General features: G+C 52.7%; 25 protein-coding genes. 11 read left to right on the top strand and 14 right to left on the bottom strand.

The window, feature by feature from the left end:
* Positions 1–134 precede the first annotated feature (134 nt).
* The gene (locus BJ887_RS06540) at positions 135–1,028 is read right to left on the bottom strand and encodes a helix-turn-helix domain-containing protein (RefSeq protein ID WP_121339609.1); all 894 of its coding nucleotides are present in this window, start codon (positions 1,026–1,028) and stop codon (positions 135–137) included.
* A gap of 317 nt (positions 1,029–1,345) precedes the next feature.
* Between BJ887_RS06540 and fabI the strand changes: the two genes are divergently transcribed.
* The 4 genes from fabI to pdeR all read left to right on the top strand — a co-directional run bounded on the left by fabI (position 1,346) and on the right by pdeR (position 7,616).
* Positions 1,346–2,134, top strand: coding sequence for an enoyl-ACP reductase FabI (fabI, locus tag BJ887_RS06535; RefSeq protein WP_020882447.1), 789 nt, complete (start codon positions 1,346–1,348; stop codon positions 2,132–2,134).
* Positions 2,135–2,290: 156 nt separating this feature from the next.
* Positions 2,291–3,277: a CMD domain-containing protein gene (locus BJ887_RS06530; protein WP_014170359.1), complete on the top strand. Its 987-nt coding sequence runs from the start codon at positions 2,291–2,293 to the stop codon at positions 3,275–3,277.
* Positions 3,278–3,365: 88 nt separating this feature from the next.
* The gene (locus BJ887_RS06525) at positions 3,366–5,300 is read left to right on the top strand and encodes an exoribonuclease II (protein WP_020882446.1); all 1,935 of its coding nucleotides are present in this window, start codon (positions 3,366–3,368) and stop codon (positions 5,298–5,300) included.
* A gap of 324 nt (positions 5,301–5,624) precedes the next feature.
* A complete protein-coding gene (gene pdeR / locus BJ887_RS06520; protein WP_121339607.1) occupies positions 5,625–7,616 on the top strand; it encodes a cyclic di-GMP phosphodiesterase in 1,992 nt (663 codons plus the stop codon).
* On the opposite strand, the gene BJ887_RS06515 is transcribed toward pdeR, so the two are convergent.
* The gene (locus BJ887_RS06515; RefSeq protein ID WP_014170362.1) at positions 7,613–8,479 is read right to left on the bottom strand and encodes a crotonase/enoyl-CoA hydratase family protein; all 867 of its coding nucleotides are present in this window, start codon (positions 8,477–8,479) and stop codon (positions 7,613–7,615) included. The genes pdeR and BJ887_RS06515 overlap by 4 nt on opposite strands.
* A gap of 192 nt (positions 8,480–8,671) precedes the next feature.
* On the opposite strand from BJ887_RS06515, the gene BJ887_RS06510 reads away from it, so the two are divergent.
* The 3 genes from BJ887_RS06510 (at position 8,672) to osmB (ending at position 10,132) form a co-directional block, all read left to right on the top strand.
* Positions 8,672–8,854, top strand: coding sequence for a hypothetical protein (locus BJ887_RS06510; RefSeq protein WP_025204000.1), 183 nt, complete (start codon positions 8,672–8,674; stop codon positions 8,852–8,854).
* Between the two features lie 43 nt (positions 8,855–8,897).
* Positions 8,898–9,650, top strand: coding sequence for a DNA-binding transcriptional regulator YciT (locus tag BJ887_RS06505; protein WP_032680886.1), 753 nt, complete (start codon positions 8,898–8,900; stop codon positions 9,648–9,650).
* A 263-nt stretch (positions 9,651–9,913) separates the two neighbouring features.
* Positions 9,914–10,132, top strand: coding sequence for an osmotically-inducible lipoprotein OsmB (gene osmB, locus BJ887_RS06500; RefSeq protein ID WP_008501216.1), 219 nt, complete (start codon positions 9,914–9,916; stop codon positions 10,130–10,132).
* A 103-nt stretch (positions 10,133–10,235) separates the two neighbouring features.
* Here the strand turns inward: osmB and yciH are convergent, their stop codons facing one another.
* From yciH to pgpB, 5 genes are all read right to left on the bottom strand, one after another.
* Positions 10,236–10,562, bottom strand: a complete 327-nt coding sequence (gene yciH, locus BJ887_RS06495; RefSeq protein ID WP_014170365.1) for a stress response translation initiation inhibitor YciH — start codon at positions 10,560–10,562, stop codon at positions 10,236–10,238.
* The gene (pyrF, locus tag BJ887_RS06490) at positions 10,562–11,299 is read right to left on the bottom strand and encodes an orotidine-5'-phosphate decarboxylase (RefSeq protein WP_020882443.1); all 738 of its coding nucleotides are present in this window, start codon (positions 11,297–11,299) and stop codon (positions 10,562–10,564) included. Before pyrF ends, yciH begins: the two co-directional genes overlap by 1 nt.
* Positions 11,300–11,484: 185 nt before the next feature.
* Entirely contained in the window at positions 11,485–12,654 is a 1,170-nt protein-coding gene (gene lapB / locus BJ887_RS06485) for a lipopolysaccharide assembly protein LapB (RefSeq protein WP_014170367.1), read from the bottom strand.
* A 6-nt stretch (positions 12,655–12,660) separates the two neighbouring features.
* A complete protein-coding gene (locus tag BJ887_RS06480) occupies positions 12,661–12,969 on the bottom strand; it encodes a LapA family protein (RefSeq protein WP_013096374.1) in 309 nt (102 codons plus the stop codon).
* Between the two features lie 148 nt (positions 12,970–13,117).
* A complete protein-coding gene (gene pgpB / locus BJ887_RS06475; RefSeq protein WP_121339740.1) occupies positions 13,118–13,885 on the bottom strand; it encodes a phosphatidylglycerophosphatase B in 768 nt (255 codons plus the stop codon).
* Between the two features lie 197 nt (positions 13,886–14,082).
* On the opposite strand from pgpB, the gene ribA reads away from it, so the two are divergent.
* Positions 14,083–14,673 carry a GTP cyclohydrolase II gene (ribA, locus tag BJ887_RS06470; protein WP_003856813.1) on the top strand — a complete coding sequence of 197 codons (591 nt, stop codon included), beginning with the start codon at positions 14,083–14,085 and terminating at the stop codon, positions 14,671–14,673.
* A gap of 44 nt (positions 14,674–14,717) precedes the next feature.
* Here the strand turns inward: ribA and acnA are convergent, their stop codons facing one another.
* From acnA to topA, 6 genes are all read right to left on the bottom strand, one after another.
* Positions 14,718–17,393: an aconitate hydratase AcnA gene (gene acnA / locus BJ887_RS06465; RefSeq protein WP_032678290.1), complete on the bottom strand. Its 2,676-nt coding sequence runs from the start codon at positions 17,391–17,393 to the stop codon at positions 14,718–14,720.
* A gap of 163 nt (positions 17,394–17,556) precedes the next feature.
* Positions 17,557–17,655, bottom strand: coding sequence for a small membrane protein YmiC (ymiC, locus tag BJ887_RS23120; protein WP_032669830.1), 99 nt, complete (start codon positions 17,653–17,655; stop codon positions 17,557–17,559).
* Positions 17,656–17,795: 140 nt separating this feature from the next.
* Positions 17,796–17,966 carry a hypothetical protein gene (locus BJ887_RS23115; protein WP_032669764.1) on the bottom strand — a complete coding sequence of 57 codons (171 nt, stop codon included), beginning with the start codon at positions 17,964–17,966 and terminating at the stop codon, positions 17,796–17,798.
* Between the two features lie 2 nt (positions 17,967–17,968).
* The gene (locus BJ887_RS06460) at positions 17,969–18,109 is read right to left on the bottom strand and encodes a YmiA family putative membrane protein (RefSeq protein WP_214579162.1); all 141 of its coding nucleotides are present in this window, start codon (positions 18,107–18,109) and stop codon (positions 17,969–17,971) included.
* A gap of 338 nt (positions 18,110–18,447) precedes the next feature.
* Positions 18,448–19,422, bottom strand: coding sequence for an HTH-type transcriptional regulator CysB (gene cysB, locus BJ887_RS06455; RefSeq protein ID WP_014170373.1), 975 nt, complete (start codon positions 19,420–19,422; stop codon positions 18,448–18,450).
* Between the two features lie 187 nt (positions 19,423–19,609).
* Entirely contained in the window at positions 19,610–22,207 is a 2,598-nt protein-coding gene (gene topA / locus BJ887_RS06450; protein ID WP_121339605.1) for a type I DNA topoisomerase, read from the bottom strand.
* Between the two features lie 399 nt (positions 22,208–22,606).
* On the opposite strand from topA, the gene BJ887_RS06445 reads away from it, so the two are divergent.
* A complete protein-coding gene (locus tag BJ887_RS06445) occupies positions 22,607–22,858 on the top strand; it encodes a YciN family protein (protein WP_020882438.1) in 252 nt (83 codons plus the stop codon).
* A gap of 34 nt (positions 22,859–22,892) precedes the next feature.
* Here the strand turns inward: BJ887_RS06445 and sohB are convergent, their stop codons facing one another.
* Positions 22,893–23,939 carry a protease SohB gene (gene sohB / locus BJ887_RS06440; RefSeq protein WP_020882437.1) on the bottom strand — a complete coding sequence of 349 codons (1,047 nt, stop codon included), beginning with the start codon at positions 23,937–23,939 and terminating at the stop codon, positions 22,893–22,895.
* A gap of 250 nt (positions 23,940–24,189) precedes the next feature.
* On the opposite strand from sohB, the gene BJ887_RS06435 reads away from it, so the two are divergent.
* Together BJ887_RS06435 and cobO are read left to right on the top strand one after the other, a co-directional pair.
* Positions 24,190–24,951: a YciK family oxidoreductase gene (locus tag BJ887_RS06435; protein WP_020882436.1), complete on the top strand. Its 762-nt coding sequence runs from the start codon at positions 24,190–24,192 to the stop codon at positions 24,949–24,951.
* Entirely contained in the window at positions 24,948–25,538 is a 591-nt protein-coding gene (gene cobO, locus BJ887_RS06430; RefSeq protein WP_020882435.1) for a cob(I)yrinic acid a,c-diamide adenosyltransferase, read from the top strand. Before BJ887_RS06435 ends, cobO begins: the two co-directional genes overlap by 4 nt.
* Positions 25,539–25,550: the final 12 nt, after the last annotated feature.

Below are 25,550 nucleotides of genomic sequence, written 5' to 3'. Positions count from 1 at the left end.
TCAGATGCTTCAGTTAACCGACCTCAGTCTGTTGAAGTGGATTATCCCGGTCGATGTCGTACCGAACCGGGATATTCCCTACTGCGCTTTACTCACCAGTGAGATCACTCTTACCGGCAAGGCCAGAGGCAACGCTAGCGCCATGTGCTGACATTCACCACATCGCCGTGGCTATTGAAGTCTACATACAGCCGCTTATTGTTCTGAAACGTCTGATAAACCGATTCCGAAAGCGCAAGGCTCGTTGCCAGCTCCGTCTGGCCTGCCACATGAGAGGCAGGAACGGCGAGATTCTGGTGTCTATAGCGGTTATAAAAATAGTTCTTTTTGCTGAGCTTACCGTAGGCGCACCAGCTACCGTCATACCGCATAACGGCATATTTACCGGAAAAATGATATTCCTGTTTTTGGTGCGACGTATTATCCGGTGACAGATAATCAATTATGACTTCAGCCATGTTTTCCCGGCTTTTATCCAGGCCTTCTGGACGCCGTCCCCTGATGGCGATTTCTTTTACCTCCCCACGATGATCAAGCAAAAGTTTTCTCAGTCTTTTGGTCACATCCTGTATCGCAGGATTAAAAATATGATCATATTCCGTCAGGGTATCGTTATAGGAAAACGTCCGCGCCAGCCGACATATCTTCACGTCAGGTTTACGGAGCCCTTCTAATAACAGTGAAGGATGGTAACACTGGAAGTCCCATATTTCATCGCTTCGATATTGAGACGGTGTTTTCCCGGTCAATTTCTTAAACGCGCGGGCAAAACCCTGTCCACTATGATACTGAAAAATGTGAGCGATTTCGGTGACCGGCAGCGACGTCATCCTTAATAAAGACGCGGCATAGCTCATTCGTCTCCTGAGCATATACTCACCCAGCGACTGGTGGAATTGGTGTTTAAACCAGATTTCGAGCGTCCTTCTGCTGTAACCCGTTTTTACGACCAGCCGATCGATATGCTCCAGAGATAAAATATTATCTTCAACCCAGTCTATAACGTGTTTGTTAATGATTTCTTTCATGTTTTGACTCTAACTGGATTGTAATACGTAAAATCCACTGAACGGATCATTTTGCGCAAAAACGCCCGCCTCTGGTTGGATGAGGCGAACCGGCCGCGCAGTGATATAATGGACGGATGCCTGTGAAACAGCGTGATAACGCGTTCGCTCACCCCCTTCCATGACATACGTCACGGGCTTTGAGCGAGAAATAGCGTGACACAAGGGGCACTGAGTGGGATATAATTTCGAGCTAATTTCGAATGACTTTGAAATGTTGCCTGTAATGCTATGATTTACAAGGCAAAAAATAAGCAATGAATATAAGGATTAAATCTATGGGTTTTCTTTCCGGTAAGCGCATTCTGGTAACTGGCGTTGCCAGCAAACTGTCCATCGCATACGGCATCGCACAGGCTATGCATCGCGAAGGCGCTGAGCTGGCGTTCACCTACCAGAACGACAAGCTGAAAGGCCGTGTAGAAGAGTTTGCCGCGCAGCTGGGTTCCAGCCTTGTTCTGGAATGCGACGTTGCACAAGACGAAAGCATCGATGGCATGTTTGCTGAACTGGCAAAAGCATGGCCGAAATTCGACGGTTTCGTTCACTCCATCGGCTTCGCTCCTGGCGATCAGCTGGACGGCGACTACGTGAACGCGGTAACCCGTGATGGCTTCAAAATCGCTCACGACATCAGCTCCTACAGCTTCGTGGCAATGGCTAAATCTTGCCGTGCGATGCTGAACCCAGGCGCAGCTCTGCTGACCCTGTCCTATCTGGGCGCAGAACGTGCTATCCCTAACTACAACGTTATGGGTCTGGCTAAAGCGTCTCTGGAAGCAAACGTCCGCTACATGGCGAACGCGATGGGTCCAGAAGGTGTGCGTGTGAACGCTATCTCCGCGGGTCCAATCCGTACCCTGGCAGCTTCCGGTATCAAAGATTTCCGTAAAATGCTGGCGCACTGCGAAGCGGTTACGCCGATTCGTCGTACCGTTACCATTGAAGATGTGGGTAACTCTGCAGCGTTCCTGTGCTCTGACCTTTCCGCGGGTATCTCCGGCGAAGTGGTTCACGTTGACGGCGGCTTCAACATCGCTGCAATGAACGAGCTGGAAATTAAATAAGCTGTGACTCTCTTCCCTCACGGGAAGAGAGTTTTCCTTCCTCCGCCCGACCCCTTCGTTATTCCGTTCAGCTATTTGTTATCACCTAACAATATTTTTCCCCACATCTGCCTTACGCCAGGATATTGATCGCCATTTTGAGATCAAGGAACGCCCATGGAACAACGCCGTTTTTCCGGCAAAGGCCACTGGTACCACGAAACCCAGTCAAACCACGCGCAGACGGATGTTCTGCCTCTGGTGCCCGAAGCCGCTAACGTCGACGATCGTTTTTTGCTCGATTTAGCCCTGCCTGACGAGATTGTCGCCGCCTGTACTGGCTGGCTCACCCCTGCCAGAACCTTATGCCACCTGTTGTTTCCGCTCTCAATCTCCGTTAACCGGCTGCATACGCTCAGCGCCTACGACAGATTGAGTACTGCATTAACGGTCGCGCAGGCCTGTGGCGTCCAACGGTTGTGTAACCACTATGCCGCCCTCCTCGCCCCGCTTCCCGGCCCTGACTCCTCACGCGAAAGTAACCGCCGCCTGGCACAAATCACCCAGTACGCCCGTCAGCTCGCCAGCTCACCTGATGTCATCGATGATAAAGCACAGCAGCAGCTTGATGAGGTGGGCCTGACAACCTACGACATGGTGCTTATTAATCAGATTATCGGCTTTATCGGTTTTCAGGCACGCGTGGTGGCCGTCTTTCAGGCCCTGCTGGGGCATCCTGTACGCTGGCTGCCCGGCCATCATATTCAGCCGCACACGCTGCCAGCCGCTCCTGAGTCCTGGGTGGCGCTTTTACCTGTCGTTGAACTGCGTTATGCCAGCGCGCATCAGCTTGAATCGCTTTCCCGCTGGCAGGCCGAACCCGCCCTTGAAGCGCTGACGCCGGTACTCAGCCATGAGCCCATCCTGCTCGACCTGACAGGTGAGATCCTGGTAAACAGCCATGATGATATTTCTCTTGATTCGCCGGCGCTTTCGGCGGCAATCGACTTGTTGACGCGTTCTCCGGACCGCTTCAGTGCCGCACAGTTCACCCCGCTCACTGAACAAGGACTGCCTGCGGTACGGGCGATAAAACTGCTCACCCGGAGCGCGATGGATGGCTGGCTTGAACGCCTGAAAGTCGCGTTTGGCAAAGGGGAATAACCATACTAATTACCCAAAGACCGCTTGCTGTGACAGTGAGAATCGCGTAAAACTGTCAGCCGCTCAATGGCTACGAAAATAGAACATTATGTTTCAGGACAACCCGCTGCTAGCGCAGCTTAAACAGCAACTGCATTCCCAGACGCCGCGTGCAGAAGGGGTCGTAAAAGCCACGGAAAAGGGCTTTGGCTTCCTTGAAGTTGATGCGCAGAAAAGCTACTTCATTCCGCCACCGCAAATGAAGAAAGTGATGCATGGCGACCGCATTACGGCCGTCATTCATACCGAAAAGGAACGAGAGTCCGCCGAGCCGGAAGAACTGATCGAACCGTTCCTGACCCGCTTCGTGGGCAAGGTCCAGCGAAAAGACGATCGTCTTTCTATCGTGCCGGATCATCCCCTGCTGAAAGATGCCATTCCTTGCCGCGCCGCCCGTGGTGTTGAGCATGATTTCAAAGAAGGTGACTGGGCCGTAGCAGAAATGCGCCGTCATCCTCTGAAAGGCGATCGTGGCTTTTATGCTGAACTGACCCAGTTCATCACTTTTGGCGACGACCATTTCGTGCCATGGTGGGTGACGCTTGCACGCCATAATCTTGAGAAAGAAGCGCCAGACGGCGTAGCGACTGAAATGCAGGACGAAGGCCTGACGCGTCGCGACCTCACTGCCCTGGAGTTTGTCACTATCGACAGCGCCAGCACAGAAGATATGGATGATGCGCTGTATGCGGAAGAGAGCGCTGATGGCAAATTGCATTTGACCGTCGCCATTGCCGATCCCACCGCCTGGATCGTTGAAGGCAGCAAGCTGGACGATATGGCAAAAGTCCGATCGTTCACTAACTACCTGCCGGGCTTCAACATCCCCATGTTGCCGCGCGAACTGTCAGATGACCTCTGCTCACTGCGTCCAAATGAAGTGCGTCCGGTCCTTGCCTGCCGCATGACCATCGCCGCCGATGGCGCGATCGAAGACGATATTGAATTTTTTGCCGCAACCATCGAATCGAAAGCCAAGCTGGCCTACGACAATGTTTCCGACTGGCTTGAGAATACCGGCACCTGGAAACCGGAATCAGACGCGATTGCCGCACAGATCCGCCTGCTGCACCGCATTTGTCTGAACCGCGGCGAGTGGCGTAAAACCCATGCGCTGGTCTTTAAGGATCGTCCGGACTATCGCTTTGTGCTGGGTGAAAAAGGCGAAGTGCTGAATATCGTGGCCGAACCGCGTCGCATTGCGAACCGCATTGTTGAAGAAGCGATGATTTCTGCCAACATTTGTGCCGCTCGCGTCCTGCGTGACAAGCTGGGCTTTGGTATTTACAACGTCCACACCGGTTTTGATCCGGCCAATACCGAAGCGCTGGCGGCCCTGCTGAAGAACCACGATGTGCACGTTGACCCTGAAGAAGTGCTGACGCTGCAGGGCTTCTGTAAGCTGCGCCGCGAGCTGGATGCACAGCCATCCGGTTTCCTCGACAGCCGTATCCGTCGTTTCCAGTCCTTTGCTGAAATCAGCACCGAGCCGGGTCCACACTTTGGCCTCGGCCTGGAAGCCTACGCGACCTGGACGTCACCTATTCGTAAGTATGGTGACATGGTCAACCACCGTCTGCTGAAGGCGATCATTAAGGGTGAGTCCATTGCGCGTCCGCAAAATGACACCACCCTGCAGATGGCCGAACGACGTCGCCTGAACCGTATGGCGGAACGTGACGTGGGAGACTGGCTGTACGCACGCTACCTGCAGGATAAAGCGGGTACAGATACTCGCTTCGCCGCAGAAATCATTGATATCAGCCGGGGCGGTATGCGCGTTCGCCTGGTGGATAACGGTGCCGTCGCCTTTATCCCTGCCCCGTTCCTGCATGCCGTCCGTGACGAACTGGTCTGCAGCCAGGAAAATGGTACTGTGCAAATCAAAGGCGAAACAGTTTACAAAGTCACAGACGTGATTGACGTAAACATCGCTGAAGTTCGCATGGAAACCCGCAGCGTTATCGCGCGCCCGGTCGCCTGATAACCGCTTAAATTGTCGGCCGTTTCCCTTCGGGAAGCGCCGACAATTTTTCTTTTGAACCCCCGCCGCAAAATCATTATTTTTTCGTACTATTTTCAGCGTCTTCCCGCCCAAAATTGCCATAATTATCTACAGTAAAAGAGTGCCGTTATATTCGGTTACGTGAATTTTTATACAATAAATACCCTTTTTCGCCAGACGCGTTTTTTATAAGAAAACCGGGAAAAAACACGACGTTCATTTTGGGGTTGCCGCTGTTTCACAACGGAAAAGTCGACGGCAAATGAATAATTTGTGCGCTAATGAGCAGCTGCGGGAGAAAACATGATGGACGATCTGGAGCAGAATTTGCTGTTTCGTTACATGGGTACGCATAGCCCCTGGTGGCGAATGACAGCTGACAGCAATGCTCTGCACCTTGCCGCCAGCGAAAATGCCGATGTGACTGAGGTGGTGGCGCTGGGTGATGAACAAGCCGAACTCATCCGCCAGTTAACCGTCATTACCTCCAGCATCTCCATGACGCTCTCGTTGTACGGGGAAGATGTCCCGGTTCATCTTGTGGGGCGCAAAATAACCCGAAATGAATGGGCCGGCACCGCGTCAGCGTGGAACGATACGCCCTCCGTGGCCCGTGACCTGGCTCAGGGCCTCTCTTTTGCTGAACAGGTTGTCTCTGAAGCCAACTCCGTCATCGTTATTCTCGATCATAACGGCAATATTCAGCGTTTTAACCGGCTGAGTGAAGAATATACCGGTCTGAAAGAACAAGAAGTTATTGGCCAGAACGTGTTCAAGCTGTTTATGAGCCGCAGCGAAGCGGCAGCTTCAAAGCGCAATATCACCGGTTTTTTTCGCAACGGCAGCTCCTACGAGGTCGAACGCTGGATCAAAACGCGTAAAGGGCAACGGCTGTTTTTGTTCAGAAACAAGTTTGTTCATAGCGGCAGCGGCAAAAATGAAATTTTCCTTATCTGTTCCGGCACCGACATTACCGAGGAGCGCCGCGCCCAGGAGCGTCTGCGCGTGCTGGCCAATACCGACACCATCACCGGTTTGCCAAACCGTAATGCGATCCACGAACTGATTTCTGATGCCATCGCCAGCCGCGGTGAAACGCAGGTAGGCGTGGTGTATCTCGATCTGGATAATTTTAAAAAGGTCAACGATGCCTACGGGCATATGTTTGGCGACCAGCTATTGCAGGCTGTCGCTCTGGCCATTCTGAGCTGTCTGGATGACGGTCAGGTGCTGGCGCGACTTGGCGGTGATGAGTTTATTGTCATGGCCACAGATACCTCTCAGGGCTCTCTGGAAGCGATGGCGTCGCGGATCTTAACCCGTCTGCGCCAGCCGTTCAGAATCGGCCTGATAGAAATTTACACCGGTTGCTCGCTCGGTATCGCCCTCGCGCCCCAGCACGGTAACGACAGGGAAAGCGTCATCCGTAATGCCGATACCGCCATGTACACGGCGAAAGAGAATGGCCGGGGCAAGTTCTGCGTCTTCTCACCTGAGATGAACCAGCGCGTATTCGAATATCTCTGGCTGGATACCAACCTGCGTAAAGCGCTGGATAACGATCAGCTTCTGATTCACTACCAGCCTAAAATTACCTGGCGGGGTGAAATCCGAAGTCTTGAAGCGCTGGTGCGCTGGCAGTCGCCGGAGCGCGGTTTGATCCCTCCGCTGGAGTTTATCTCTTATGCCGAGGAGTCGGGATTGATTGTCCCGCTGGGCCGCTGGGTGATGCTTGATGTGGTGCGCCAGGTGGCTAAATGGCGCGATAAGGGGATTAACCTGCGCGTGGCGGTCAACGTCTCCGCACGTCAGCTGGCCGACCAGACCATTTTCAGCGATTTAAAGCAGGCGCTGAAGGATCTGGATTTTGAATACTGCCCCATCGACGTTGAACTCACGGAAAGCTGTCTTATCGAAAACGAAGAGCTGGCGCTCTCTGTGATCCAGCAGTTCAGCAAACTTGGCGCGCAAATTCATCTTGATGATTTCGGTACCGGCTACTCGTCTCTGTCGCAGCTGGCGCGGTTCCCTATCGACGCCATTAAACTCGATCAATCCTTCGTCAGGGATATACATAAACAATCGATCTCCCAGTCTCTGGTGCGGGCCATCGTCGCGGTGGCACAGGCATTAAACCTGCAGGTCATTGCTGAAGGGGTCGAGAGCGCGAAAGAAGACGCCTTTCTGACCAAGAACGGCGTCAACGAACGGCAGGGCTTTCTCTTCGCTAAGCCGATGCCCGCTGCCGCATTCGAGCGATGGCTAAAGCGATATCAGTCGCGAAAACAACGTTAACTGGCTTTGCGTAACGCCCCATGATGGCGGTTTTGCAGCATCACCAGACGCTCCATATAGGCGATATCTTTTGGCTCGAGGCAAAACGCCGCATCAACCCAGTCTTCCGTGATATCCATCAGTTCACTGCGCGGCAGTTGCAGTACCCGGGTTCTGGCGCGCAACATCGCCCTTACCCCGTTCAGCTTCGGCCGCAGCGTGTCGATGAAGGTTCTGACGGAGACGTAGCTCTGCCCGGGCTCAAACAGCACATCGACCAATCCATGTTGTTCGTACCATTCTGCCGTATGCGACTCCCCCTTGTAGATGAGTTCTTCCGCCAGTTTCATCCCTGCCCGACGTGCGACCAGCGAATATGCCCCCATGCCCGGGAACAGGTTGAAGGCAATTTCCGGGAAGCCCAGACGGGCATCGCGCTGAGAGAGAACAAAATGGTGTGCCAGCGCAGCCTCAAACCCACCGCCTAGCGCGCTGCCTTCAACCATTGCCAGAGAGACCGCGCCCGTATCAAACCCCCGCGACGCTGCGTGCACACAGTCGACGCAGGCACGTGCATACGCGCGTAACGCTTCACGCCGTCCATTTTGAATGCACTCTACGAAGAACTGTAAATCGCCTCCCGCATTATACATTTCAGGAACCAGTGACCCGGTTACCCAAAAATCGACCAGATATCCGGACTGGCGAACCAGCCAGGAGAGGTTCATGATCTCCTCAATTAACGCATGATTAAAACAAGGACGAGGTTGCGCCCGCAGCATCATCCAGATGGTGTGCCGCTCTTCCTCGTAGTAGGCTGACAACTGTGTGAAACGTTCAGTATCGGTAAACAGGGTGCAGGTAGGCTGGTTGATAACTGTCATAGTCTAATTCCTCACAGAAAAAGCGCCTTGCGCGCAGTTTTAGACTAATCCACTCATTAAGCCCGCAGCATGTGGGGGAATAAATTTATCACTTTCATTTATGTGATTTAGTTATTGCATTTTTTCCCTTCTCTTTTGATCCCATTTTCTGCATCATTGAAAATATTACCTTTTCGCACCTGGGGTGAGATTATGTCTACTATTGATGCACAAGCTGTAGCACAACGTATTGATACCGTGCTGGATATCCTGGTGGCAGGCGATTATCACTCGGCGATCCGTAATCTGGAGATCCTGAAGTCTGAACTTCTTGCTCAGAAGGGTGCTGAAAACGCGCCTGAGAACGGACAGCCAAAAGCGCCGTGGGAAGTTTGATCCTGCTGTTTCCGAACCTGTTTCGCTTTATTAATTGGATGCTATGAATTCCCGACAACAAATCATTTTGCAGATGGTCATTGACCAGGGACGCGTCAGCGTAGTCGATCTCGCTAAAACCACCGGCGTTTCAGAAGTCACCATCCGCCAGGATCTTAACCTGCTGGAGAAACAGAGCTACCTGCGTCGTGCGCATGGATATGCGGTCCCGCTCGATAGCGAGGACGTTGAGACGCGCATGATGAACAACTACGCCCTGAAGCGTGAGCTGGCGGAGTTTGCCGCGTCTTTAGTCAACAATGGTGAGACGGTGTTTATCGAAAACGGCAGTAGCAATGCCTTACTGGCGCGCACGCTTGCCGAACAGAAAGACGTTACTATCATCACGGTCAGTAGCTATATCGCGCACCTGCTCAAAGAGACCCGCTGCGAGGTGATCCTGCTGGGCGGCATTTACCAGAAAAAAAGCGAAAGCATGGTTGGTCCCCTGACCCGCCAGTATGTTCAGCAGGTCCATTTCAGTAAGGCCTTTATTGGTATTGATGGCTGGCAGCCAGAAACGGGCTTCACCGGCCGCGATATGATGCGTTCTGATGTGGTGAATGCGGTGCTGGAAAAAGAGTGTGAGGCCATTGTGCTGACTGATAGCTCAAAATTTGGCGCCGTTCACCCTTATACCATGGGGCCAGTCTCTCGCTTTAGCCGTGTAATTACCGACGAACGTTTGAGCGATGAGCATCGTATTAAACTGGAAGATGACGGTCTTATCGTCAATATTATTAAAAAGTCGCCCTGAGTCCTTTAAACGCCCGAATGTCGGGCGCCTATGTCCCTACTGTCTGAGATGATTCCTAACCCTCCTTTAAGAGTTTTTACCTGTTTAACCCGCCTTAAAGTCGTAAAATTAATGTTAGCGATATAACAGGAAGTGACTATCACCTGCGTGATTACGTAACGCCTGCGCGACCAGCTTTCACGGAAAACAGTTTTTAAGTATTCAATTCGTCTATACTTAAAGCGTAGCTCTTTCCGTGAATCGATAATTCAGGAGAAAGTATTATGACCTTAACCAGCAAAAAATTAGCCGCCGCTGTTCTGGCAATCACTGTAGCAATGTCCCTGAGCGCTTGCTCTAACTGGTCTAAACGTGACCGCAACACCGCAATTGGTGCCGGTGCTGGTGCTCTGGGCGGTGCGGTATTAACAGATGGTAGTACGCTGGGTACATTAGGTGGCGCTGCTGTCGGTGGTATTATCGGTCACCAGGTCGGCAAATAATTATTAAATAAGCCTCCACCGTACTGCGATATTAGAACGCATTTCAGGTCTGACTTACGCACGTAAAAAAAAGAGCCACGGCAAATGCCGTGGCTCATCTATTTTAGCCGCCCGCCAGTTTCACTTTCATGCCTTTGGCTTCGAGCAGGGATTTAATTAAATCACGTTTATCGCCCTGGATTTCGATAATGCCGTCTTTCACGGCACCACCGCAGCCACATTTCTTTTTCAGATCGGCGGCCAGCTTAACCAGTTCCGCGTCGTCAAGATCAATGCCGGAGATAAGGCATACGCCCTTACCTTTGCGTCCACTCGTTTGACGCTGGATACGAACAATACCGTCCCCCTTCGGGCGCTCGGCTTTCGCTTTTGGTTCGTCTATACGCCCACTTTCTGTTGAGTAGACCAGACGACTGTTGGAATCAGTCATTATGCCCCCTTTTTCAGTGATGCATTGATCGCCTTGAGCGTCTCAGACGGGTTAGCAGACTGCGTCACAGGACGCCCAATGACCATATAGTCTACCCCTGCCGCCAGCGCCTGTTCAGGCGTCATAATGCGACGCTGATCGCCTGCCTCGCTGCCGGCCGGGCGAATACCTGGGGTAACAAGTTTGAAAGCCTGGCCCAGTTCTGATTTGAAACGCACGGCTTCCTGCGCGGAACAGACGACACCATCAAGCCCGCAATTTTGCGTCAGGCGCGCGAGACGCTCTGCATGCTCGGCAGGTGACAACGTCACGCCGAGATCGCGTAAATCACTCTCATCCATACTGGTCAGCACGGTAACCGCAATCAGCAACGGTGCGTCGCTGCCGAACGGCAGGAGCGCTTCACGGGCTGCGGTCATCATTCTTGCCCCACCCGATGCATGCACATTGACCATCCACACCCCCAGTTCTGCAGCAGCAGCCACGGCGTGCGCGGTGGTATTCGGAATATCGTGGAATTTAAGGTCGAGGAAAACGTCAAAACCGCGCTGTTGCAGGTCGCGTACGATTTGCGGTCCAAACAGCGTGAACATCTCTTTGCCAACTTTAAGACGGCAGTCGCGAGGGTCTATACCGTCGACAAAGGCCAGTGCCGCGTCACGTTTATTGTAATCAAGCGCAACAACAACAGGAGAATCAGTAATTACGCGGGAAGCGGAGGAAGTAACAGACGTCATGACCAGCCCTTTTCGTCTATGGGCGCGCAGCGGCGCGGAACAGATAAACGGCGAGCATTCTACCTGCCAACGCTGCAAATTAACAGAATCGATTTACTCTCCTGCCTGGCCGGCAAACCGCACGGACTCGATGGGTTCTGAAAACCCATCAGTATGTTGTAACTAAAATAGATCGTTTTTAAAAATTACTGCCCATCAAGGCCTCGGATTGGCTTGATGGTCGACCATGCCCGGCATGAAGGACAGTGCCAGTAAAGTGTATACGCCGTAAACCCACACTTCTGGCAACGATAGCGCGGTTTGCTTCGTACCTGCTCGCCTACCATGTCGCGCAGTACCATCAGGCTCTCTTTGGCGCGCCCTTCCTCTGCATCGTTGAGGTGGTAGTCCATCAGCTTATGGAATACCCGCATGGTCGGATGACGCTGCAGCTGACGCGTAATATAGACCTGCGCGGTATCACTGCCCTCATACTGCTCAACCACGTCCGAGAGCATCAGTTCGGCAGTCGCGCCGGTGTTCTCTTCCACGCAACGACGCAGGAACGCCACCCATTCATCCTGCTTATCCAGTTGTTGATAGCAGGTTTGCAGCATGTCGAGGGTTTCACTGACCAGCTCTTTATCCTGGTCGATAACCCGCAACAGGCTCTCTACAGCTTTGGCATAGTCGCCGTTCGCCATAAAGACGCGCCCCATCATGATGGAGATACGCGCACTGTTACGGTCAGCGGCGGCACCCTTTTTAAGCAACGCCATGGCTTTGTCCATGTCGTCGTTGCCCATTTGCTGAAGGGCCAGTTCACAGTAGAAGTGGGCTATCTCAACTCGCTGCTTATCTTTGCCCAGCTTCACCAGACGCTCGGCTGTATCAATGGCTTTCTGCCAGTCACTGGTGGCCTGATAAATCTGCAGCAGCTGCTGCAAGGCACTGACGCGGAAATCCGTTTCATCCACCAGCTGCGAGAACATGTCTTCTGCACGGTCGTACAGCCCCGCCGCCATGTAATCACGGCCCAGCTGTTGTACCGCCAGCAGGCGTTGATCGTAGGTCAACGAGGCGCTTTCCATAAGGGTCTGGTGAATACGAATGGCGCGGTCAACCTCGCCGCGCGAGCGGAACAGGTTTCCCAGGGTGAGATGCGCTTCAACGGTGCCCGTATCCTCTTTGAGCATATCGAGGAACAGATCTACTGCTTTGTCCTGTTGATTGCTCAGGAGGAAGTTCACCCCAGCAACATAGTCGCGGGAGAGTCGGTTAGCCTCATCCTGTTTTGTTTGTTGCGCACTTCTGCGGCCCATATACCAGCCATAGGCTGCGGCTACAGGCAAAAGCAGAAACAACAACTCCAGCATAGTCGATTATTCCTTGACGACCGGCACACCAGAGCTTTCCGGAATGTCGGACGCAGGCGCAATTTGATGTTCGAGTCGTTTAATTTTACGTTCAGCGCGCGCAAGTGAAACACGAACTTTCAACCAGAAAAGACCGCATACCAGCCAGCCAATCGCAAAGCCCGCGGCGAATAAAACCGCCAGAAGGCTCGATACACGATACTCGCCCTGCGCCAGCAGATAGTTAAACGTCACCTGTTGATCGTTTTGTGCACCCAATGTGACTGAAATGACAAAAATCGCCAATACCAGTAAGAAAATGAGTAAATATTTCACATTACTTCCCGTTATGTGGTTCAAGCGAATAAAGTGTGTTCAACTCACCGCAATCAGCCTTATAAACTACCATTTTAGTGACGGGCGCGAAACGGAAAAAGTGACGAGCCAGTCATGGATTTATGGGCAAAACACGGAATATCAACCGTCAGGCGTCGCTTTGGTCCCTTTCGGCGATCTCTTCTTCCTCGACAGGCGGTGGCGTTAACGGACCGCAGATGCGTTCAGCAAGCCATGTTGCCAGCGTCACAAGCAGCCATGAGATCAGCGTAGCCACCACCAAATCCCGCGGCCAGTGCATCCCCAGTAGCAAACGACTGCCCATCACCCCTGTGGCCCAGACCAGTAAAATCGCGATCGTGACCGTACGGCGCCGTGGCCAAAGCAGCCCTACTCCCAGTAACGCCCAGCTGGCGGCAAACATGGTATGGCCGGAAGGAAAAGCAAACCCGGTCTCTTTTTGCCAGTGTTTACGTAAGAACTTCGGGATATCCTGCTGTTCCGCAAGCTGTTCTTTGACCAGCGCACCACGATCTTTACGTTTTAAATTGTAGAACTCATCCACCGGAACATGGTGCGCTTTTTCCAGCCAGACGACAAAAGGACGCGGCTCCTGGACATGATCTTTAACCCAGGACTTCACGCCCTGACCGATGAGGATCGACCCACCCAGTATCGCAAAGAGCATCAGCGCCGCACGCAGACGAAAGCGCAAACACCACAGAAACCAGGCGCAAAGGATCACATGCGTGATAATTCCCCACGGCTGGGTGACCGTCTCCGTTATCCAGTATAATGTTTTCAGCCATGTGGCGTTCTGACCCGGCTGCCACATCCAGCCTGAAACCCATACGGCCAGCGGCATAATAAGTAGAATGGCCGCACCTGCTGCCGTACGTCTGGCGATTGAAAGCATGTCTTCTCCTTTTTCGCTAAGCACCACAATCATAACTGAAATTCATCTGTTGGGTGGATATGTCGGATCGTGCGTTTAACGTCCATATAGCATGGCGCCCATTAGGCGAACGTGCTGAGCTTGTGGCAAAATGAACAGATACAGAAAGCCAAACAGGCGAAAGGCACGAAACGTGTCAGCCTACTCTGGAGAATCACATGCAGCTTAAACGTGTGGCAGAAGCCAAACTGCCAACCCCATGGGGCGATTTCCTGATGGTGGGATTTGAAGAACTGGCAACCGGACAGGATCATGTCGCGCTGGTGTTCGGTGACATTTCAGGACAGACGCCGGTACTCTCTCGCGTACATTCGGAGTGTCTGACTGGCGATGCCTTGTTCAGCCTGCGCTGTGATTGCGGTTTCCAGCTTGAAGCAGCCCTTTCTCACATCGCTGAAGAAGGTCGTGGGGTGCTGCTTTATCACCGTCAGGAAGGTCGTAATATTGGCCTGCTGAATAAAATCCGCGCCTACGCGCTGCAGGATCAGGGATACGATACGGTTGAAGCGAACCACCAGCTCGGGTTCGCCGCCGATGAGCGCGACTTTACCCTGTGCGCCGATATGTTCAAGCTTCTTGGGGTAGATGAGGTCCGTCTGCTGACCAATAACCCGAAAAAGGTGGAAATCCTGACCGAAGCGGGGATCAATATCGTCGAACGTGTTCCGCTGATTGTCGGCCGTAACCCGAAAAATGCCCACTATCTTGATACCAAAGCCGCCAAAATGGGTCACCTCCTGAGCGAGTGATCGCGAGATGCCCGGCATCGCCATCGCGAGCCGGGCTGACTGCGTCAATCCAGCATTTTACGAATCACGTAATGTAATATGCCGTCGTTCTGGTAGTAGGTCAGCTCGGTTGCCGTATCAATGCGACACCGGCATTCAAGCACTTCCGTTTTACCGTCTGCTCGCGTTAACGTCACCGGAACCGTTTTACCCGGCTGCAGGTTTTGCAGACCACTAATATCAATCTGCTCTTCCCCGGTCAGTCCCAGCGTTTTACGGGTGACGCCCTGCGGGAACTCTAGCGGCAGGATCCCCATCCCGATAAGATTCGAACGGTGAATACGCTCGAAAGATTCGGCAATGACCACGCGAACCCCAAGCAGGCGCGGACCTTTCGCTGCCCAGTCTCGACTGGAGCCGGAGCCGTACTCTTTACCGGCAATCACCGCCAGCGGCGTGCCTTCCTGCTGGTATTTAACGGCGGCATCATAAATCGAAACCACTTCCGTGCCAGGTAAATGACGCGTCATGCCCCCTTCCACGCCCGGAACCATTTCGTTGCGGATGCGGATGTTGGCAAACGTCCCGCGCATCATCACTTCGTGGTTACCACGACGCGATCCGTAGGAGTTGAAGTCCCGGCGTTCCACCCCACGGCTTTGCAGATAGCGGCCTGCCGGGCTGTCGGCTTTGATACTGCCCGCCGGCGAGATGTGGTCCGTGGTAACGGAATCGCCCAGCATCGCCAGAATACGCGCCCCGTGGATATCTTTAAGCGGAGCAGGTTCAGCCAGCATGTCATCAAAGAACGGTGACAGACGAATATAGGTCGAATCATCCTGCCAGCCATAGGTATCCGAGCCCACGACGTTAATTGTTTTCCATTCCGGCGTGCCTTCAAACACTTCCGCATATTCTTTGCGGAACATTTCGGTTGAGACCTTTTCAACGGCTCGCGCGATGTCGCGTGAAGACGGCCAGATATCTTTCAGGTAAACAGGCTCGTTCTTGCGATCGTGACCAATCGGGTCTGTCGTGAGATTGATGTTCATGTTTCCCGCCAGCGCGTAAGCCACAACCAGCGGCGGCGAGGCCAGCCAGTTGGTTTTCACCAGCGGATGAATGCGCCCTTCAAAGTTGCGGTTACCGGAAAGAACCGCACCCACGGTAAGATCGCCCTGCTTGATCGCCGTTTCAATCGGCTCAGGCAGCGGACCGGAGTTACCGATACAGGTAGTACATCCGTAACCCACGAGATTAAATCCCAGCTCGTCAAGGTACGGGGTGAGTTTTGCCTGCGCCAGGTAATCTGAAACCACTTTAGAGCCCGGGGCCAGCGAAGCCTTAACCCACGGCTGCGGTTTCAGTCCAAGCTCAACGGCTTTTTTGGCCAACAGTCCCGCGGCCATCAAAACGCTTGGGTTCGAGGTGTTGGTACAGGAGGTGATAGCGGCAATAACCACCGCGCCATCCGGAAGTTGATACTGATGTCCGTTCAGGACATAGTCTATTGGACGGTGATCTTTTTTCGCGACATTGACTTCCAGTTCATTGCTGGCGGCAAAAGCTTTCGGCACGTCCGGTAACGCGACCCGATCCTGCGGGCGTTTTGGCCCGGCAAGGCTCGCCTCGACGCTTCCCATATCCAGCTCAAGCGTGCTGGTAAATACCGGCTCATCACCCGGGTTTCGCCACATCCCCTGCGCTTTAGTGTAGGCCTCGACCAGCGCGACCTGCTCTTCACTGCGACCACTCAGGCGCATATATTCCAGCGTGACGTCATCGATGGGGAAGAAGCCACAGGTCGCGCCATATTCCGGCGCCATATTGGCGATCGTGGCGCGATCGGCCAGCGGCAGCGAATCCAGCCCGTCACCGTAGAATTCAACAAATTTACCCACCACGCCATGCTTACGCAGCATCTGGGTGACGGTCAACACCAGGTCGGTGGCGGTAATGCCTTCCGACAGCTTACCGGTGAGTTTGAAGCCCACCACATCAGGAATGAGCATCGACACCGGCTGACCAAGCATAGCCGCTTCCGCTTCAATACCCCCGACGCCCCACCCCAGCACACCGAGGCCGTTAATCATGGTGGTATGTGAATCCGTCCCGACCAGCGTATCCGGATAAGCCACCCACTCTTTATCCTGCAATTCACTCCAGACGGCTTTGCCCAGATATTCGAGGTTAACCTGATGGCAAATACCGGTTCCAGGCGGAACCACGCTAAAGCGGCTGAACGCCTGTTGCCCCCATTTCAGGAAGACATAGCGCTCGTGGTTACGTTCCATCTCCAGACGTACGTTTTCGCCAAAAGCATCATCATCACCGAAGTGGTCAACGGTCACGGAGTGGTCAATCACGAGGTCAACGGGAGAAAGCGGATTCACTTTTGCCGTATCGCCACCGAGGCGCTTAACGGCTTCGCGCATGGCGGCTAAATCAACCACGGCGGGAACACCGGTAAAGTCCTGCATCAGGACCCTCGCCGGGCGATAGGCTATTTCTCTGTCGGCATGGGCACTCTTCAGCCACCCCGCCAGCGCCTGGATATCCTCGAGGGTGACGGAATCGCCATCCTGCCAGCGTAAGAGGTTTTCCAGCAAAACTTTCAAGGACTTGGGTAAACGCGAAATGTCCCCAAGCGTTCTGGCAGCCAGTGGCAGGCTATAGTAATGCCAGGTTTTGTTTTCTGCCTGTAATGTGTCCTTACTGGCTTCGCGTAGGGTTAACGACATAAGCTCCTCCTTAATTACAGAGATGTCCTGACAATCATCAGGGCTGTAATTAAAGATAACACAAAGATGTCGTAACGTTCTGATAACAACCCGAATTGATAAATTTAGGAATGGTCCAGTGAAGTGCGAAAACAAAAAACCCCGCCGCAGCGAGGTTTTGGATTTACAGGAAGGCCAGCCAGATGAGCTGAGACCAGAACAGGATCGACACAGAAAAAACGCCGAGCCATGACCAGTATTTGTGAGACATCATGTTATTCATCATAGGGTACACCAGGCATTATTTTTAAAAAGGCTCCGAGGTTTGCCCTCAGTTCTATATTGCTGATGTGTATTTATTAAAGAGTACAAAGGTGCAGAGTCTTTATTCAGACTATTTGCATCATTACGCAATTAACTAAATTATTGTTTTTTGGGTTCGTCTTCTGCGAACACATCAATAAAGGCTTGCTGCTGTGGCGTCAGTTTCCAGGACGCGGGGACAACGGTCGCAGGTGCTTTGCGTCCTTTGTGACCACTGTCACGATGCTGACACATCTGTTTTACCGTTTCTGTACGTACCGTCACTGCCATATTCAACCCCAATATTTCCAGGCAAGGAGAGCAACCACTACCCAAAACAGGGCGGAGACGAGAAAGACCGCCAGCCAGGCTTTACGCTTGAGCGCAGGATCCCTTTGCGGTTCTTCACTTCCTGAAGGCATTGCTAACCTCATACAATCGATATCGCTTATCATTTAGGACCAAACAATTGGTACAATTAATCATCTGTTGAGATAAATCCTAAAGAAACTTTAGCCGAAAAGCCAGTGAATTTACGCATCAATTGGTGGGAAATATTCAATCTTTTGACCAGAAATAAATAATTGAAAAGAAATATTTGCGTAGCCGTAAATTACTTTCTACTTTTGTCGCCAATTCACGACATTAAAACCATACAGATTAAATGGGTAATGACATTATATGGCAGGGAAAATGTAGATGATGATAATTATGATTTAGCTTTGAGGAGTTAATTCGGTATCTTTCCGTGAGGGAAAGATACCGGGAGTGATTATTTTGCCGGAAGTTTGATGTCTTTAAACATCTCTTCAATATCTTCATTTGAGCGTAATGCAACCGCCGTATCGACCACGTCACGCGTTAAATGCGGGGCAAAGCGTTGAATAAAATCATACATATAGCTGCGCAGGAAGGTGCTGCGACGGAAACCAATTTTGGTCGTGCTGTGGCTGAAAATATCGTGCGCATCAAGACGAACCAAATCCGGGTCTGAAACCGGGTCGACGGCCATGCTGGCAATCACCCCAACGCCCAGGCCAAGCCGCACATAGGTTTTAATGACATCAGCATCCGTGGCGGTAAAGACAATGCGCGGCGTTAATCCCGCCCGGTTAAAGGCCGTATCAAGCTCAGAACGTCCGGTGAAGCCGAAGGTGTATGTCACTAAAGGATATTGCGCCAGCTCTTCAATAGTCACCGCCCCTTTCCCCGCCAGCGGATGATCCGGGGTCACTACGATAGAACGGTTCCAGTGGTAGCACGGTAGCATAACCAGATCGTCATACAGGTGAAGCGCTTCTGTCGCGATGGCAAAGTCCGCGTTGCCCTTTGAAACCGCTTCAGCGATTTGCGTGGGCGAGCCCTGATGCATATGCAAAGAGACGCGCGGATAACGTTCTATAAAGCCCTTAATAACGCCTGGCAGCGCATAACGCGCCTGAGTATGCGTTGTGGCAATATAAAGCGAGCCTTTATCCGGCCAGGTATGTTCACCCGCCACGGACTTAATAGCGTCAACTTTGGAGAGGACTTCCCGGGCAATACGAATGATTTCCTGCCCGGCGGGTGTCACCTGTGTGAGGTGCTTACCGCTGCGAGCGAAAATCTGGATACCTAATTCGTCCTCCAGCATACGAACCTGTTTGCTGATGCCCGGTTGCGAGGTATATAACCCCTCAGCGGTAGAAGAGACGTTGAGGTTGTGATTCACCACCTCAACGATATAACGAAGCTGCTGTAATTTCATGCCAGACCATCCGATTTAGCGCACGCGGTCAATCGCTTAAGACGATTTGATAATAAGAAAAGGGTTAACTATAACCACTATATCATTTATAGCCTGACTGTATAGTACGGAACAAAAAATAATAACAAGGTAATAAAAAAGGGCCGGAAGTCCGGCCCTTTTACAGGTAAGTTACGGTAAGGGAAGATTATTTCTTGCCTTCAACCCATTTTCCGTCGACAAAGAAGGCGGACCAGCCGGTCGCTTTCCCCTCTTTCTCAGCCGCAACGTACTGCTGTTTTGTTTTACGGCTAAAACGTACCACCGTTTTATTGCCTTCAGGATCCTGCTGTGGCGCATCGGCCAGATAACGCAGTTTCTCAGGCAGACGGTCGCGGAAGCGATGCAGCTCTTCCACCAGCGGCGCGCGGGTTTCACGCGATTTCGGGAAGGTGTTTGCCGCGAGGAAGACCCCGGCAGCACCGTCACGCAGCACGAAATAGGCGTCAGACTTCTCACACGGCAATTCTGGCAGCGGAACCGGATCTTCCTTCGGCGGCGCGACTTCACCGTTACGCAGAATCTTACGGGTGTTCTTACACTCGTCGTTGGTGCACGCCATGTATTTCCCGAAACGCCCCATTTTCAGGTGCATTTCCGAGCCACACTTCTCGCACTCAACGATAGGGCCGTCATAGCCTTTGATGCGGAACTCACCCTCTTCGATCTCATAACCATCACACGTTGGGTTATTCCCGCAGACGTGCAATTTGCGTTTCGGATCGATCAGGTAGCTGTCCATCGCCGTGCCACATTTCTTACAACGACGTTTGGCACGCAGGGCATTGGTTTCTGCATCGTCACCTTCCAGCACGTTAAGAACTTCGTTCTCAGGTACCAGGTTGATGGTGGTTTTGCAGCGCTCTTTCGGCGATAACGCATAGCCAGAGCAACCGAGGAAGACGCCTGTTGTCGCAGTACGGATCCCCATCTTACGGCCACAGGTTGGGCAATCGATGCTGGTCAGTACCATCTGGTTAGGCAGCATGCCGCCCTCTTCAGGATCTTTCTCCGCTTTTTCAAGCTGGTTGGTAAAGTCGCTGAAGAAGCTGTCGAGCACTTTCTTCCATTCCGCCTGATGACTGGCAACCTGGTCAAGGCTGTCTTCCATCTGTGCGGTAAAGTCGTAGTTCATCAACTCGCGGAAGTTGGCTTCCAGACGGTCGGTTACGATCTCACCCATTTTTTCAGCGTAGAAACGGCGGTTTTCAACACGCACATAACCACGATCCTGAATGGTCGAAATGATTGACGCATAGGTTGACGGACGACCAATACCGCGTTTTTCCAGCTCTTTTACCAGCGATGCTTCGCTAAAGCGCGCAGGCGGCTTGGTAAAGTGCTGAGCTGGCACGAGGTCAACCAGAGAGAGTTCATCCCCTTTGTTCACCGCCGGCAGCGTTCGGTCTTCGTCGCCTTTACGCAGTGCAGGCATGACTTTCGTCCAGCCGTCGAAACGCAGGATACGGCCACGCGCTTTCAGACGGAAATCACCCGCCCCGACGGTAAGCGTAGTGGAATCGTACTGCGCGGGTGTCATTTGACACGCGACGAACTGGCGCCAGATAAGCTGGTACAGCTTCTGGGCGTCGGCTTCCATATCCTTCAGCGAGTCCGCTAACACAGAGACGTCAGAAGGACGAATGGCTTCGTGCGCTTCCTGTGAGTTCTCTTTGCTGGCGTACTGGTTAGCGCTTTCCGGCAGGTATTTCTTACCGAAATTGTCACCGATATAGCCGCGCACCATGTTAACCGCATCCTGACTCAGGTTAGTCGAGTCGGTACGCATGTAGGTGATGTAACCCGCTTCATACAAGCGCTGGGCCATCATCATGGTTTTCTTCACGCCATAACCCAGACGCGTGCTTGCGGCCTGTTGCAGCGTAGAGGTAATAAACGGTGCGCCAGGCTTACTGCTAGTCGGTTTGTCTTCACGCTCCAGAACCTGATAGCGTGCTTTTTCCAGCAGCGCCACCGCGGCCATGGTCTGGTCACGGTTTTCAGGACGGAAAGGCTTGTCGTTCTGATGGCTCACCTGCAGCGGCAGAGCATCCCCGCCCGGCGTGGTGACATTCGCGTCGACTTCCCAGAACTCTTCTGGCACAAACGCTTTAATTTCGCGTTCACGTTCAACGACAAGACGCACGGCAACGGATTGCACACGGCCTGCGGACAGACCACGGGCAATCTTTTTCCACAGCAGTGGAGACACCATGTAGCCCACAACACGGTCCATAAAGCGACGTGCCTGCTGCGCGTTTACACGGTCAATGTTCAGTTCGCCCGGCTTTTCAAACGCCTGACGAATCGCATTCTTCGTAATTTCGTTAAACACTACACGGCTGTAGCGTTTGTCATCACCACCGATCACTTCCCGCAGGTGCCACGCAATGGCTTCCCCTTCGCGGTCAAGGTCGGTTGCGAGATAGATGTGGTCTGCTTTTTCAGCAAGCTGTTTCAGCTCATTAACAACTTTTTCTTTCCCGGGCAGCACTTCGTATTGTGCATCCCAGTTGTGCCATGGGTTAACACCCATGCGGTTGACAAGCGCGCTACGTTCATCCTTTTTAGGCTTTTTAGCCCCTTTGGTGGAGGTAGAGTCTGCGCTCTTTTTGCTGGCTGAGCCACTGGTCGGCAAATCGCGGATATGACCCACGCTGGACTTAACCACGTAGTCATTACCCAGATACTTATTGATCGTTTTGGCTTTTGCCGGGGACTCAACGATGACGAGAGCTTTACCCATATTCACCTTTACCTAATTTAATTCTTCCAGGAATACGCCGCACGTTGATTTCCCTTCCACTGACGACGCGTCATTGATATTGCGACTGCGTCAGGGGATATCAACCCCTTTGTCTTACCGAACGTCAGAGAAATGACGCCCAGGTGATTGAGTTTTCGGGTATTTTTCTCACGCCTCATATGATTCGTGACGAATTACCGGTCGAATGTCAAGCAATTCTGTTGCCAGAATGACGAAAGCGCACACTCTACCTGATAAAATCCGTTACGCAACTTTATTAGCATGCAAAAGCAAATCACGCCAGCCAGGCTCCTGCGCCTTATCCCCTCAGATTACAGGGAAAATTTGCCCCCAAAGCGCCCTCGGCGTAGACTATTGTCACTGTTTAAGGAGTGGATTATGCACAATACGACCCAACCAATTGACCGAGTCTCTCTGCTTATCGAAGCAAACAAGCTTATCCGTGATCATGAAGATACTCTGGCGGGCATTGAAGCCACCGGCGTAGAACAGCGTAATGGCGTGCTGGTTTTCAGCGGCGAATACTTCCTTGACGAACAGGGGCTACCTACCCCGAAAAGCACCGCCGTGTTTAACATGTTTAAATACCTGGCGCATACGCTTTCAGAGAAATATCACCTGGTTGATTAATGCAAAACGCGAGGCCTGAGCCTCGCGTTTTTGTTTACAGCAACGGTTTTTGTCCGCGCTGTAGCCAGCGGAGCAACAGCCGATCGGCACTTTCTGCCGCACTGTTGGTAAAGCGATCGAGCAGACGCTTGCGCTGCGTAAAGCGCACGCCCACCAGCTCACGGCCATCCATCAAGTTCAGCAGCAGGTCATCGCTGGTGCCCACTTCATCTACCAGTCCTTTCTCCTGGGCCTGGATCCCGTACCAGTGCTCCCCCGTCGCGACCTGCTCAATATCGAGCGATGGGCGCATGCGGTGCACAAAGTCTTTAAAGAGGTGGTGCGTTTCATTGAGATCTTCACGGAATTTCTGACGCCCTTCTTCCGTGTTTTCCCCCAGCAGCGTCAGAGTGCGTTTGTACTGCCCGGCCGTGTGCAGTTCAATGTCGATCTCTTTGTTTTTGAGGAAGCGGTTAAAGTTAGGGATTTGCGCAACCACACCGATTGAACCAATAATAGAAAACGGTGCCGCCACAATTTTATCCGCGACGCAGGCCATCATGTAGCCACCGCTCGCCGCGACTTTATCCACCGCAACGGTCAGCGGGATCTGTTTTTCACGCAGGCGCTGCAGCTGTGACGCAGCCAGTCCGTAACCGTGTACCACACCGCCCGGGCTTTCAAGACGCACCACCACCTGATCCTGCGGTTTTGCCACGGCTAGAACGGCAGTGACCTCTTCGCGCAGAGAAGAAACTTCATGCGCATCCATGCTGCCTTTAAAGTCGAGCACATAGACGCGTGGCTTTGCCTCATCTTGCGGTGCATTGAGCTTTGCTTTCGCTTTTGCCGCTTTGGCTTCCTGTTTATGCTTTTTCTTCTGCGCTTTAAGCCACTGCTTCTGTTGATGGCTATCGAGCAGCGACAGAGACATATCTTCCTGCATCTCTTTATACTGCTCACTCAGGCGGGTAATGCGTAACTCCCCACGCTGACGCTTACGCTGCGTCAGGTTTACAATCAGAACGGCAATCACCGCAATGGCAATCACCACCGTTGCGATTTTGGCCAAAAACAACCCATACTGAGAAAGTAATTCCACGCGTTCCACCTTGTTTAACCACGATTCTTTCACGGCAGTGTACAACAGCCCTGCCCATGCGTCTCGCTCGTGACATTACCTCTGCGAGCCTGCTTCAGGAATCCCCTCATGGGGGTTTAAATATTTGCAAATTGTTAATTTTACAGTAATGCCTCCTGTAGACTGATTGAATTCTCATGCTAATTCGGGCATAAAGCCGAAAAGTCATAAAGAAGGCGTCATTGCGTCACTGCGCGCCAGAGGAGTCCCCGTGCATTATCAACCGCAAAAAAATCTGCTGCAAAATCGCATCATTCTGGTCACCGGTGCCAGTGACGGAATTGGTCGCGAGGCGGCCCTGACCTACGCTGACTATGGCGCGAGCGTTATTCTTATTGGTCGTAATGAAGAGAAACTGAAAAGCGTCGCGCAGGAAATAGAGGCGGCAGGCGGCATTCCGGCCCCGTGGTATACCCTCGATTTACTCACCTGCACGCCAGCGGTGTGCCAGGAGCTTGCTCACCGGATTAGCGCCCACTATCCGCGGCTGGACGGTGTCCTGCACAATGCGGGTTTGCTGGGAGAAGTCCGTCCTATGGATGAACAGGATCCCGATATCTGGCAGCAGGTGATGCAGGTCAACGTCAACGGCACGTTTTTCCTGACGCAGGCATTGCTTCCTTTATTACTTAAATCCGAGTCCGGCTCGCTGGTCTTTACCTCCTCCAGCGTAGGCCGCGAAGGTCGAGCCAACTGGGGGGCATATGCCGTCTCGAAATTCGCGACTGAAGGGATGATGCAGGTGCTGGCGGAGGAGTATCAAAGCCGCCATCTGCGCGTAAATTGCATTAACCCGGGTGGAACGCGCACCAAAATGCGCGCCAGCGCCTTCCCGTCGGAAGACCCGCAGAAACTGAAAACACCCGCAGACATTATGCCGCTCTATCTCTGGCTGATGGGCGACGACAGCCGTCGTAAAACGGGGATGACCTTCGATGCCCAGCCGGGCCGTAAACCAGGGATTTCGCAATGAGTGAAGAACGCCATCAACAACGCCAGCAGCGTCTGAAGGAACAGGTCGATGCGCGCGTTGCGGCCGCACAGGACGAGCGCGGGATAATTATCGTCTTTACCGGTAACGGCAAAGGTAAAACTACCGCGGCATTTGGCACCGCCACGCGTGCTGTCGGTCACGGGCAGAAAGTGGGCGTCATTCAGTTCATCAAAGGCGAATGGCCGAACGGCGAACGTAATCTGCTTGAACCGCATGGCGTTGAATTTCAGGTGATGGCGACAGGTTTTACATGGGATACGCAGAACCGGGAAACCGATACTGCAGCTTGTCTTGCAGTCTGGGAGCACGCCAAAAGAATGCTGGCAGACCCCGCCCTGAATATGGTTCTGCTGGATGAGATAACCTATATGGTGGCCTACGACTATCTCCCGCTGGATGCGGTACTGGAGGCGTTACAACAACGCCCGGCGCACCAGACGGTTATCGTCACGGGGCGTGGCTGTCATCGGGAAATACTGGAGCTTGCAGATACCGTCAGCGAACTGCGTCCGGTCAAACACGCGTTTGACGCGGGAATCAAAGCGCAAATCGGTATTGATTACTAAGAAAAAAGCCCG

The organism is Enterobacter sp. WPR_3_1 (assembly GCF_003635055.1).
Lineage (GTDB): Bacteria > Pseudomonadota > Gammaproteobacteria > Enterobacterales > Enterobacteriaceae > Enterobacter > Enterobacter ludwigii.
The sequence above is the reverse complement of the archived record's forward strand: the minus strand, read 5'-3'. Positions and strand labels throughout refer to the sequence as shown.